General features: G+C 33.0%; 14 protein-coding genes. All 14 read left to right on the top strand.

Going from position 1 to position 13,144, the window contains the following annotated elements:
• Positions 1-94: 94 nt before the first annotated feature.
• Positions 95-1,075, top strand: coding sequence for a heat-inducible transcriptional repressor HrcA (hrcA, locus tag KA830_RS09265; RefSeq protein ID WP_046208135.1), 981 nt, complete (start codon positions 95-97; stop codon positions 1,073-1,075).
• Between the two features lie 26 nt (positions 1,076-1,101).
• Positions 1,102-1,728, top strand: a complete 627-nt coding sequence (grpE, locus tag KA830_RS09260; protein ID WP_064208889.1) for a nucleotide exchange factor GrpE — start codon at positions 1,102-1,104, stop codon at positions 1,726-1,728.
• Positions 1,729-1,779: 51 nt separating this feature from the next.
• On the top strand, positions 1,780-3,624 hold the full coding sequence (gene dnaK, locus KA830_RS09255) for a molecular chaperone DnaK (protein ID WP_046208137.1): 1,845 nt from the start codon (positions 1,780-1,782) through the stop codon (positions 3,622-3,624).
• 137 nt (positions 3,625-3,761) lie between these two features.
• Complete coding sequence (dnaJ, locus tag KA830_RS09250; RefSeq protein WP_046208138.1) at positions 3,762-4,892, top strand: molecular chaperone DnaJ; 1,131 nt, start codon at positions 3,762-3,764, stop codon at positions 4,890-4,892.
• Positions 4,893-4,897: 5 nt separating this feature from the next.
• Positions 4,898-5,836: a 50S ribosomal protein L11 methyltransferase gene (gene prmA / locus KA830_RS09245; RefSeq protein WP_046208139.1), complete on the top strand. Its 939-nt coding sequence runs from the start codon at positions 4,898-4,900 to the stop codon at positions 5,834-5,836.
• Positions 5,837-5,839: 3 nt separating this feature from the next.
• Complete coding sequence (locus tag KA830_RS09240; RefSeq protein ID WP_192945958.1) at positions 5,840-6,592, top strand: 16S rRNA (uracil(1498)-N(3))-methyltransferase; 753 nt, start codon at positions 5,840-5,842, stop codon at positions 6,590-6,592.
• Between the two features lie 5 nt (positions 6,593-6,597).
• On the top strand, positions 6,598-7,944 hold the full coding sequence (gene mtaB, locus KA830_RS09235) for a tRNA (N(6)-L-threonylcarbamoyladenosine(37)-C(2))-methylthiotransferase MtaB (protein ID WP_204180122.1): 1,347 nt from the start codon (positions 6,598-6,600) through the stop codon (positions 7,942-7,944).
• 175 nt (positions 7,945-8,119) lie between these two features.
• Positions 8,120-8,296, top strand: coding sequence for a 30S ribosomal protein S21 (gene rpsU / locus KA830_RS09230; protein WP_002483157.1), 177 nt, complete (start codon positions 8,120-8,122; stop codon positions 8,294-8,296).
• A 377-nt stretch (positions 8,297-8,673) separates the two neighbouring features.
• Positions 8,674-9,366 (top strand): NfeD family protein, encoded by a 693-nt coding sequence (locus KA830_RS09225; protein WP_371090943.1) that lies wholly within the window; start codon positions 8,674-8,676, stop codon positions 9,364-9,366.
• 6 nt (positions 9,367-9,372) lie between these two features.
• Entirely contained in the window at positions 9,373-10,359 is a 987-nt protein-coding gene (gene floA / locus KA830_RS09220) for a flotillin-like protein FloA (protein ID WP_026034799.1), read from the top strand.
• Between the two features lie 17 nt (positions 10,360-10,376).
• A complete protein-coding gene (locus KA830_RS09215) occupies positions 10,377-11,033 on the top strand; it encodes a hypothetical protein (protein WP_064208894.1) in 657 nt (218 codons plus the stop codon).
• A 335-nt stretch (positions 11,034-11,368) separates the two neighbouring features.
• Entirely contained in the window at positions 11,369-12,316 is a 948-nt protein-coding gene (locus KA830_RS09210; RefSeq protein WP_046208145.1) for a PhoH family protein, read from the top strand.
• Positions 12,317-12,778, top strand: coding sequence for an rRNA maturation RNase YbeY (gene ybeY, locus KA830_RS09205; RefSeq protein ID WP_070039383.1), 462 nt, complete (start codon positions 12,317-12,319; stop codon positions 12,776-12,778).
• An 8-nt stretch (positions 12,779-12,786) separates the two neighbouring features.
• Positions 12,787-13,125, top strand: coding sequence for a diacylglycerol kinase family protein (locus KA830_RS09200; protein ID WP_070039382.1), 339 nt, complete (start codon positions 12,787-12,789; stop codon positions 13,123-13,125).
• Positions 13,126-13,144: the final 19 nt, after the last annotated feature.

Raw genomic sequence — 13,144 nt, 5'->3', positions numbered from 1 at the left:
TTCAAAAACTAGGGCTTTAACATTGACTTACTTTGACCAATTTGATAAATTATAATTAGCACTTGAAACAAAAGAGTGCTAATGAGGTGAAAACATGATTAGTGATAGACAATTGAGCATTTTAAATGCAATTGTTGAAGATTATGTTGATTTAGGTCAACCGATTGGTTCCAAAACACTGATTGAAAGACATAATTTAAATGTTAGTCCTGCTACTATTAGAAATGAAATGAAACAACTAGAAGAACTACAGTTAATAGAGAAGACACATACTTCATCAGGACGTTCGCCGTCAGAGTCAGGCATCAGATATTATGTGAATCAATTATTGCAACAAACATCTCATCAACAACACAAAAAAATACAACGTTTAAGAGACTTACTGGTTGAAAATCATTATGATATCTCCTCAGCTTTGAGTGAGTTCGCAAATGAACTTTCAATCGCTTCTCAGTATACAACGTTGGTAATGCGTCCAAATCACAAAAAAGATATTATTAATAACATTCACTTGATTCGAGCGAATGCATATTTAGTAATCATGGTTGTTGTTTTTACTTCTGGCCATGTTGAGCATTTACATTTAGTATCCAAAGCACGTTTATCGAGTGATGAATTGACTAAAATAGCTAACTTTGTGACTGCAAGATACAATGCATTAAATCAACAACGCTTAGAAAATGAACTTAATGCTTTTGCGAAGTCGGATTTTGAAAAAGACTTTATAAAAGAAATGTTAGATACGATAGATGTTCATTTTGATAATCAAAGTAATGGCATTTACATGGGTGGAAAGGTTAAACTAATTGATGCACTTAATGAATCAAATGTTTCTTCTATTCAACCTATCTTGCAGTATATTGAATCAAACAAAATTACTCAGCTACTTGATGAAATGTCAAATTCATCAATTAATGTTAAAATTGGACAGGAAATCGAATCAAGCTTGAGCGATATTTCTATCGTCACTACAGAATATCATATTGATGATAGACTTAAAGGTCAAATTGCGGTTATCGGACCAACGGCAATGAACTATCAGAATGTAATACAATTACTAAATACGATTTGGTAATTAAGAATTGTATTGGAGGGCAGAAAATGACAGAAAAAAATGAATCAGTATTCGATGAAAACGAAAAAACTGAAGATATTAATCAAGAATCACAGAACGACCAAACTACTTCAGTTGAAGATGCTGATGAAATGAATAATGAATCACAAGATAATCTGCAAGAAGAAAATTCTGAAGATACTGAGGCAGATATCGATCCTAAAGATGAAGAAATTCAACAATTAAAAAATAATGTTCAAGAAGAAGAAGAAAAATATTTAAGATTATACGCAGAATTTGAAAATTATAAGCGTAGAATCCAAAAAGAAAATCAAACGATGAAAGCATATAAAGCTCAGGATGTTTTAAATGACATTTTACCGACTATAGACAATATAGAACGAGCTTTACAAATCGAAGGCGAAGATGAGCAATTTAAATCATTACAAAAAGGTGTGGAAATGGTTTATGAAAGCTTACTGAACGCATTGAAAAATAACGGTTTAGAAAAAATTGAGGCTGAAGGTCAACAGTTTGATCCAAATATACATCAAGCTGTAGTACAAGACGACAATCCTGATTATGAATCAGGTCAGGTCACTCAAGAACTACAAACTGGTTATAAATTGAAGGAACGTGTTTTAAGACCTTCAATGGTTAAAGTAAATCAATAGTTATATTGATGAAAATACCAAATTTTCAAAACAAACAGGAGGAATTTAGTTATGAGTAAAGTAATAGGTATTGACTTAGGTACAACAAATTCATGTGTAGCAATTTTAGAAGGTGACGAACCAAAAGTTGTTCAAAATCCAGAAGGTGCTAGAACAACACCATCTGTTGTTGCATTTAAAAATGGTGAAACTCAAGTAGGTGAAGTTGCTAAGCGTCAAGCAATTACTAACCCTAATACGATTCAATCTATCAAACGTCATATGGGTACTGAACATAAAGTAGATGTAGAAGGTAAATCATATACACCACAAGAAATATCTGCGATGGTATTACAAAACCTTAAAAGTACAGCAGAAGATTATTTAGGTGAAAAAGTAGAAAAAGCAGTTATCACTGTTCCTGCATACTTTAATGACAGTGAACGTCAAGCTACAAAAGATGCTGGTAAAATAGCTGGCTTAGAAGTTGAACGTATCATTAACGAACCAACAGCAGCAGCATTAGCTTATGGTTTAGATAAAACTGAACAAGACCAAAAAGTCCTAGTATTTGACTTAGGTGGCGGTACATTCGACGTATCTATTCTTGAATTAGGTGACGGTGTATTTGAAGTACTTTCTACTGCAGGTGATAATAAACTAGGTGGAGATGACTTTGACCAAGTTATTATCGATTATTTAGTAGCAGAATTTAAAAAAGAAAATGGCGTAGATTTATCACAAGATAAAATGGCATTACAACGCCTAAAAGATGCAGCTGAAAAAGCTAAAAAAGATTTATCAGGTGTTTCTCAAACACAAATCTCATTACCATTTATTTCTGCAGGTGAAAATGGTCCATTGCACTTAGAATTAAGTTTAACACGTTCAAAATTTGAAGAATTAGCTGATTCATTAATCAGAAGAACAATGGAACCAACGCGTCAAGCTATGAAAGATGCTGGTATTAGTAGTTCTGATATCGATGAAGTTATTTTAGTTGGTGGTTCAACAAGAATCCCTGCTGTTCAAGAAGCTGTGAAAAAAGAAGTGGGTAAAGATCCTCACAAAGGTGTTAACCCAGACGAAGTAGTAGCAATGGGTGCTGCTATCCAAGGTGGCGTTATCACTGGTGACGTTAAGGATGTAGTATTATTAGACGTAACACCTCTATCATTAGGTATTGAGATTATGGGTGGACGTATGAATACATTGATTGAAAGAAATACTACTATTCCGACATCTAAATCACAAGTGTATTCAACAGCAGCAGATAATCAACCAGCAGTTGATATTCACGTATTACAAGGTGAACGCCCAATGGCTTCTGACAACAAAACACTTGGCAGATTCCAATTGACTGATATTCCACCAGCTCCACGTGGCGTACCACAAATCGAAGTAACTTTTGATATCGATAAAAATGGTATCGTTAATGTTACTGCAAAAGATTTAGGTACTAATAAAGAGCAAAATATCACTATTCAATCAAGCTCTTCACTTTCTGACGAAGAAATCGATCGTATGGTTAAAGATGCTGAGGAAAATGCTGAAGCAGATAAACAACGTCGTGAAGAAAGTGATTTAAGAAACGAAGCAGATAGCTTAGTATTCCAAGTTGAAAAAACAATTACTGATTTAGGTGAAAACATCAGTGAAGATGATAAAAATAATGCAGAAGAGAAAAAAGAAGCTTTAAAATCTGCGCTTGAAGGCGAAGATATTGATGATATTAAAGCTAAAAAAGAAGAATTAGAAAAAGTAGTTCAAGACTTATCTGCTAAAGTTTACGAACAAGCTGCTCAAGCACAACAACAAGCACAAGGTGAACAAGCAAATGGTTCAGATGATAGCAATGTTGAAGATGCTGATTTCACAGAAGTGAACGAAGACGATAACAAAGACGATAAAAAATAAGTTTAGTTATTAATTGCTATTAAAAGCAAAATATGACACAATTGCTTAGCCAAATTAAGTCAAAGTCAATTGAACATTGGCTTTGACTTTTTCCTTTTTAATAAGTAATTTAATCCATCGTAAAAGGAGAGATAAAAGTGGCCAAAAGAGATTATTATGATATCTTAGGTGTCAGTAAAGACGCTTCTAAAGATGAAATAAAAAAGGCTTACCGTAAATTATCAAAAAAATATCATCCTGACATCAATAAAGAAGAAGGCGCAGACGAAAAATTTAAAGAAATCTCAGAAGCATATGAAACATTGAGTGATGAAAACAAACGTGCAAATTATGATCAATTTGGTCATGATGGACCACAAGGTGGTTTTGGCGGCCAAGGATTTGGTGGTCAAGACTTTAGCGGTTTCGGTGGTGGTTTCGAAGATATATTCAGTTCATTCTTTGGTGGTGGACGTCAAAGAGACCCAAATGCACCTAGAAAAGGTGATGACCTACAATATACAATGACTGTTACCTTTGAAGAAGCCGTATTCGGTACAAACAAAGAAATTTCAATTCGCAAAGATGTAACTTGTCATACCTGTGATGGCGAAGGTGCTAAACCGGGTACTAAGAAAAAAACGTGTCATTACTGTAATGGTTCAGGACATGTTGCAGTAGAACAAAATACGATTTTAGGTAGAGTTAGAACTGAAAAAGTTTGTCCAGTATGTAGTGGTTCTGGTCAAGAATTTGAAGAACCTTGTCCAACATGTCATGGTAAAGGTACTGAAAATAAAACAGTTAAAATTAATGTGACAGTACCTGAAGGTGTAGATAATGAACAACAAATAAGATTAGCAGGTGAAGGTGCACCAGGAGAAAACGGTGGACCACAAGGTGATTTATACGTTGTATTTAGAGTTAAACCATCTGAAACTTTTGAAAGAGACGGCGACGATATTTACTTTTCACAAGATATTAGTATTGCGCAAGCAACGCTTGGTGATGAAGTCAAGGTTCCAACCTTAAAAGGTCATGTAATGTTAACAATTCCTGGCGGAACACAATCAGGTAAACAATTCCGTCTTAAAGAAAAAGGCGTCAAAAATGTTCATGGATATGGTTATGGTGACTTGTTTATCAATGTAAAAGTTGTTACACCTACTAAGATAAATGAACGTCAAAAAGAATTGTTAAGAGAATTTGCTGATATTGATGGTGAATCATTAACTGAACAACCATCAAATTTTAAGGACAAAGCAAAAAGATTCTTTAAAGGAGAATAAAAAAAATGAACTGGACTGAAATATCAATCACTGCAAATCATGATACGATACCTATTATTTCTAATATTTTAGAAGAATTCGGGTCAAACGGGGTTGTTATCGAAGATTCATTAGATCTTCAAAATGGTTTTGCTGATAAGTTTGGTGAAATTTATGAGTTAAACCCTGATGATTACCCAGTTAACGGCGTAAGGGTTAAAGCTTATTTTAATGAAATGAAATATACTCAAGACTTTAAAAAAGATCTGATTCATGAAATTAAAAGCATTGAATCTTTGGATACAAACATATTTGAATATCAACAACAAACGATTCAAGAACATGACTGGGAAAATGAATGGAAAAATTATTTTCATCCTTTTAGAGCTTCTGAAAAATTTACGATTGTTCCAAGTTGGGAAACCTATCAAAAAGAAGACGAAGCAGAAATGTGTATTGAATTGGATCCGGGAATGGCTTTTGGTACAGGAGACCACCCAACCACTAGCATGTGTTTGAAAGCGATTGAACACTTTGTAAAGCCAGATGATTCAGTGATTGATGTTGGTACAGGTTCAGGTATACTTAGCATTGCATCATATTTATTAGGAGTAGAACGCATAAAAGCGATTGATGTAGATGAAATGGCTATTAAAGTTGCGAAGGAAAACTTCGAAAAAAATAATTGTGTTAAAGCAATTGAAGCTGTGCCAGGTAATTTACTAACAGAAGAAACTGAAAAATTTGATGTCGTTATTGCGAATATTTTAGCTCATATTATTGAAGAAATGATTGAAGATGCTTATAATACTTTAAATAAAGATGGTTATTTTATAACTTCTGGTATTATAACAGAAAAGCATGAAACAATTTTAGCACAGATGAAGCGTGTTGGGTTTAAAATCATTTCTATTAATCATGAAAACGGTTGGGTATGTATCGTTGGACAGAAAGTGAGCGATTAAGCAATGCAGAGATATTTTATTGACCAAAACGCTGATGTAAATCAGCGTTTTTTTATTACTGATCAAAGTGATATACATCACATTACAAATGTAATGCGATATCAAAATGACGATCAAATTATTATTACTTTTTCAGATCAAAAAGTTTATAAATGTAAAATTGAAAATATAACTATGGATCAAATCGAAATTGTATTATTAGAAAAAATGGATATCAATACAGAGTTACCACAACATGTAACAATTTGCAGTGGTTTAATTAAAGCAGATAAGTATGAATGGATGATACAAAAATCAACAGAGTTAGGCGCAAGCCAATTTATTGCTGTTGGTATGCAAAGGTCAGTTGTAAAACTTAATGAAAATAAAGTAACTAAAAAATTAGAACGTTGGCAAAAGATTATAAAAGAAGCTGCTGAACAAAGTTATAGGCTAATTATTCCAGAGATAGAGTATAAGTCGAATTTAAAGGAAATCTATGATATTATTGATGAATATGATTATGTATTGATTGCTTATGAAGAATCTGCTAAGTGTGGGGAAAAAAGTACTTTTAAAGCAGTTGTTCAAAAATTTGAACCTGGTGATCGTGTGTTAATCATTTTTGGACCAGAAGGTGGTTTGTCTGAATCAGAAATTAAGTTATTTGGAAGTTCAGCATATCAAGTCGGTCTAGGTCCTAGGATATTAAGAGCTGAAACTGCACCTTTATACACATTAAGTGCTGTAAGCTTTCAAAAAGATTTATTGGGGTGATATTTATGTCAACGGTTGCATTTCATACATTAGGATGTAAAGTGAATCATTATGAAACCGAAGCAATTTGGCAATTATTTAAAGAAGCAGAATACGAGCGTGTTGACTTTGAAACAAATGCTGATGTATTTGTTATCAATACATGTACGGTTACGAATACAGGTGATAAAAAAAGTAGACAAGTTATCAGACGTGCTATAAGACAAAATCCAGACGCAGTTGTATGTGTTACAGGTTGTTATGCACAAACATCTCCTGCTGAAATTATGGAAATACCTGGTGTAGATATAGTGGTCGGCACACAAGGTCGAACGAAGTTAATCGGTTATATCAATGAGTTTAAAAAAGAAAGACAACCAATCAATGGTGTAGGAAACATCATGAAAAATCGTACATATGAAGAATTAGAGGTTCCATACTTTACAGACAGAACAAGAGCTTCATTGAAGATACAAGAAGGATGTAATAATTTTTGTACTTTCTGTATTATTCCTTGGGCACGTGGATTAATGCGTTCCAGAGATCCTGAAAAAGTGATAGAACAAGCAACAACACTTGTAAATTCAGGATATAAAGAAATTGTTTTAACTGGTATCCATACAGGTGGATATGGCCAGGATTTAAAGAATTATAATTTAGCACAATTACTACGTGATTTAGAAACGATAGATGGATTAGAACGTATCAGAATTTCATCAATTGAAGCCAGTCAATTAACGGATGAAGTCATTAGTGTAATTGAACAGTCAAACAAAGTTGTGCGTCATCTGCATATTCCTTTACAATCTGGATCTGATTCAGTATTGAAGAGAATGAGAAGAAAATATACTATGGCTCATTTTTCAGAGCGATTGACGCGTTTACATGAAGCGCTACCTGGATTGGCAGTTACAAGTGATGTCATTGTTGGCTTCCCAGGTGAAACAGAAGAAGAATTCCAAGAAACATATGATTTTATTGTTGAACATCAATTTTCAGAACTACATGTATTTCCGTATTCTTCTAGAATTGGTACACCAGCTGCAAGAATGGATGACCAAGTGGACGAAAATATTAAAAATGAACGTGTACATCGTTTAATTCATTTAAGTGATCAACTGGCTAAATCATATGCATCTAAATTTGACCAAGAGGTACTTGAAGTCATTCCAGAAGAAGTTGGCAGTGAGCAAGGGACTTTAATAGGTTTTGCGGATAATTATATGAAAGTTCAATTTGAAGGTGATGAATCACTGATTGGCGAGCTTGTAAAAATTAAAATTACTCAACCTGATTACCCAATCAATCATGGGGAGTTACTAAGAGTAGTGGATCATGCTACCAATACAACAGAACATTCAATTACTGTTTAAATTTTAATGAACAATGATTTAACTGCAAACATCTTTTGATGGTGTAAAATGAATCATGAAATTAAAATTTTACTAATTGACCACATTAATCAGATATATTATACTAATTAATACATGGTAATTACCGTGTAATGATTATAAAGTTTCGTTGATATTTGGAGGGAGGGAAATACACATGTCTAAAACAGTAGTCAAAAAGAACGAATCACTTGAAGATGCGTTACGTCGTTTCAAACGTACAGTTTCTAAAAGCGGTACAATTCAAGAAGTACGTAAACGTGAATTTTACGAAAAACCTAGCGTTAAACGTAAAAAGAAATCAGAAGCTGCACGTAAACGTAAATTCAAATAATTAATTGTTTCGTTGACTCCCTCAACACCAACATTAATTATAAACCATAATAGCCTTAGTTGTTTATTCAGCTAAGGCTATTATTTTTATATGTTAAGAAAGTGACTATCTATAATCCTTCTCCCTATACAATGATGTCATAAACATTGAAATAACATGATACATATTTAAGAAAACAACCACATTTACATTATGAACAAATATTAATGTTTACTTCTTTTACAGTAGATTGAAAAAGACTATATTTGTATTTCTAGCATTTAATTAAAAATGAATAACATTATGAATTTTATTGTGTAAACGGTATAATCATATATTTATTTCATGTATAATTAAATTGAGAGTGAGGTGATATAGTGATTCCTTCGATAAGCAATATACATACAATCTTTTCAACTAGACTTGTTGAAAACGGAAACTGGATAGACAACGTTTCTAACTTTATTGTTAGTCCAATAGGTGCTTTGATATTAACTTGTATTATCTTCTTAGGCTTTTTGTATCAGTTATATTCAAATAGGATAAATATTATCGGAATTATATCAACATTAGCGTTATTCATCTTCTTTTTAGGATTTTTTATAAAAGGCGATGTTAACTTTTATTCAGTTGTCTTATTTGCTATTGGTGTGATATTCGTCATTATTGAATTATTTGTAGTAGGTGCAATTATAGGTATTATAGGTATGGCATTAATCGTTTTTAGTATTGTTACTTTAGGTGACAATTTAGTGTACATGATTGCTAATGTTGTCGTTGCCTTAATATTATCAATCATAGAGTGGGTGATACTTGTGAAATTTTTCAAACGTAAAATACCGTTTTTAGATAAAGTTGTATTGAAGGATTCTACAAATGCAGAAGCAGGTTATACATCACATGAAGATCGCTCTCATTTAGTTGGAGAAGTTGCAGTTACATCTACAGATTTAAGACCAGCAGGAATTATTATTTATAACGATGAACGTATCGATGCAGTTTCAGACGGTTCTTTTATATTACGCAATAAAAAAGTAACTATTCTTGAAGTTGAAGGTACCCGAGTTGTTGTGAGAGAAATAGAAACATAAAGGAGAATGAGTATGATTGGAATTTTAATTATAGCAGTTATAGTCGTAATTGCATTATTGTTATTATTTTCATTTGTACCTGTTGGATTGTGGATTTCAGCAATCGCAGCGGGTGTAAAAGTAGGCATTGGTACCCTAGTAGGAATGAGATTACGTAGAGTTTCTCCACGTAAAGTAATATCACCTTTAATTAAAGCTCATAAAGCAGGATTAAACTTGACAACAAATCAACTTGAATCACATTATTTAGCAGGTGGTAATGTTGATCGTGTTGTTGATGCAAATATCGCTGCACAAAGAGCAGATATTAATTTACCATTTGAGCGTGGTGCAGCTATAGACTTAGCTGGCCGTGATGTGTTAGAAGCTGTTCAAATGTCTGTAAACCCTAAAGTAATTGAGACACCATTTATCGCTGGTGTAGCTATGAATGGTATCGAAGTTAAAGCAAAAGCAAGAATTACAGTACGCGCAAATATTGCAAGATTGGTCGGTGGTGCTGGAGAAGAAACAATTATTGCACGTGTTGGTGAAGGTATTGTATCTACAATTGGTTCTAGTGAACATCACACACAAGTGCTTGAAAACCCTGATAATATTTCTAAAACAGTTTTAAGTAAAGGTTTAGATTCAGGCACAGCTTTCGAAATCCTATCGATTGATATTGCAGACGTAGACATTAGCAAAAACATCGGTGCAGACTTACAAACTGAGCAAGCGCTTGCTGATAAAAATATCGCACAAGCAAAAGCCGAAGAACGTCGTGCAATGGCAGTAGCACAAGAACAAGAAATGAAAGCAAAAGTACAAGAAATGCGCTCTAAAGTTGTTGAAGCGGAAGCAGAAGTTCCACTAGCTATGGCCGAAGCATTGCGTTCAGGAAATCTTGGTGTGAAAGATTATTATAATCTGAAAAATGTTGAAGCAGATACTGGTATGAGAAATTCTATTAACCAACGTACAAAAAAAGAAGATGATGAATCACCGGAATAATAAATAGGGGTGATTAAATGAATATAGGTATTATTATCTTTGTAGTATCTGTCATTTTTACAATAATTGGAGCTATTAACGATGATAGTCATAAAAAACGAAAAAAACAACAACCGCCATCTAACAAACAGCCAAATCAATCTGAAGCACCACCACAAAAACGTGGTTTCCTTGAAGAAATCGGTAAAACATTTTCTGAGTTAGAAAAACAATTTAATGATGGTCCTTTTTCTCAAGAAGAACATACACCAAAGCAGAATAAACCTGCTGAGACACGAGCTGAAAAGATGGAAACTGAGACACCTCAACAAGAATCATCATCAGCTCCTAAACATAATGAAACAGAAGCTGAAAAAGTAAAACGTGAGCAAAAGCAACAAGATGATAAACTTCAAAAAGAGCTTGAAGCTGATTTAATGGGTCAAATAGAAGACGTGCGTAATGAGATTGATCGTGAAACTGAGAAAAAAATACAAAGAACTGAGAAAAAAGCACGAGATATAATTTCTGATAAATATTTATCAGAGAGAACTAAGCGTTATCGTTTAAAACAGTTAATGAATGCGCATTCTGTTCAAAGCTCTGGCACAAATGCTCAATATAGATTTGCAGATGATGAAGTTGTTAATGGCATTATTTGGTCTGAAGTTTTAGAACGACCAAAACAATTATAAATTTATTTAAACTCAACTTATAAAGTTAGAATCTTGACTTTGTGAGTTGAGTTATTTTTAATTTCAAAGTATTTAATGCTTGATAAATTTCACGCAGTCTATCACAATGCTTTGCTTTACATAAAAATAACAATTAATGTCAATTTTTAATTCACTTTGAAATAATATGAGATTATTTCATGATATAATAATATTGAAGTTGCAGTATGATTTATTCAAATTATTATTTTTATAATAATGCTTATTTCATATCATGCATCATAATTATTTTTTGTAACTTAAAATCTAATAGGATAAAATAATAGAAACGAATATATTTGTAAAGGAGCAACTATATGCCTGGAATTATTCAAATAGATGACATCAATGAAGCACAAGCACTCATTGGTAACAATGATGAAAATCTAAAATCAATAGAAGAGGGATTTGATGTCATAATACATGCTCGAGGACAAGAAATAGCCGTTAAAGGTGAAAAAGTTGAGCATGTAGAACAAGCAGAATCAGTACTAATTAATTTATTGAAAGTCATACAGCAAGGCGTTACAATATCGCTCAAAGATGTAGAAGCTGCTGTTAAAATGGCAAAAAATGGTACGATTCATTACTTATTAGATTTATATGAGGACGAAATTACTAAAGATGCGTTTGGTAAAACAATAAGGGCTAAAACTATGGGGCAAAGACTTTACGTCAATGCTATGTATCATAATGACTTGGTATTTGGTGTTGGACCAGCAGGTACTGGGAAAACATTTTTAGCTGTTGTTTATGCTGCCAAGCAATTACGAAAGGGTAATGTTAAACGTATCGTCTTGACTAGACCTGCAGTAGAAGCTGGGGAATCATTAGGATTCTTACCTGGTGATTTGAAGGAGAAAGTTGATCCTTATTTACGTCCATTATATGATGGTTTAAATACCGTTTTAGGAAGAGAACAAACTGCTAGATTTATCGAGCGTGGTGTTATAGAAATAGCACCGTTAGCATATATGCGAGGGAGAACGCTTGATGATGCATTTGTTATTTTAGATGAAGCACAAAACACTACACATGCTCAAATGAAAATGTTCTTAACAAGGTTAGGTTTTGGATCGAAAATGGTTGTTACCGGTGATAAGACACAGATTGATTTACCTAAAGGTGTTAAAAGTGGTCTTAAAGAAGCAATAGCAAAGTTACACAATGTAAAAGGTCTAAGTATCCATCATTTAGACCAAAACGATGTTGTGCGTCATCCACTTGTAAGTAAAATAATTGATCGCTATGAGGGAGAAGAATAAATGTTCACAATAGATTTTAATGATCATACTGAATTAGTCGATAAAAAATGGTTTAAGCAAATAGACGACCTTCTTTCTTTTGCAAAAGAACAAGAAGGCATAGAAAATGATGCCGAATTATCTGTGACATTTGTAGATAAAGTGGAAATTCAACAAATTAATAAAATGTATCGAGATAAAGATAAGGCGACTGATGTAATATCCTTTGCATTAGAGGAAGATGAACCTGAAATCAGTGGGTTAGATATACCAAGAGTACTCGGAGATATTATCATATGCACTGAAGTTGCTCAATCACAAGCAGATGCATATGGGCACTCTTTTGAAAGAGAACTTGGTTTTCTCGCGCTTCATGGCTTTTTACATTTATTGGGTTATGATCATATAAATGAAGCTGATGAAAAGGTAATGTTTGGTCGACAAGATGAAATTTTAAATGCTTATGGATTGCCAAGAGATTAGAGATAGTTATGAAACGTTTTAAGTACGCTTTTCAAGGTTTACTGGTCCTCTTTAACAAAGATAAAAAGTTTTTAATCCACATTATTTTTGCATGTTTTGCAATTTTACTGAGTTTTTATTTAAAAATAAATATAGTTGAATGGTTTTTAATCATCATCGCTATAGGATTTGTGTTAACTTTTGAAGCCATGAATACAGCACTAGAATATGTAGTGGATTTGATTACAGATGAATATCATGAACTTGCAAAGAAAGCTAAAGACACTGCAGCTGCTAGTGTTATGCTTGCTTCGATAATTGCGTTGGTAATAGGACTTATTGTTTTTTTACCATATTTTATAAAATAGAAAATACGATTTTTAATCT

Origin of the sequence: Staphylococcus sp. GDY8P119P (assembly GCF_017892075.1) — a bacterium.
Lineage (GTDB): Bacteria > Bacillota > Bacilli > Staphylococcales > Staphylococcaceae > Staphylococcus > Staphylococcus ureilyticus.
The sequence above is the reverse complement of the archived record's forward strand: the minus strand, read 5'-3'. Positions and strand labels throughout refer to the sequence as shown.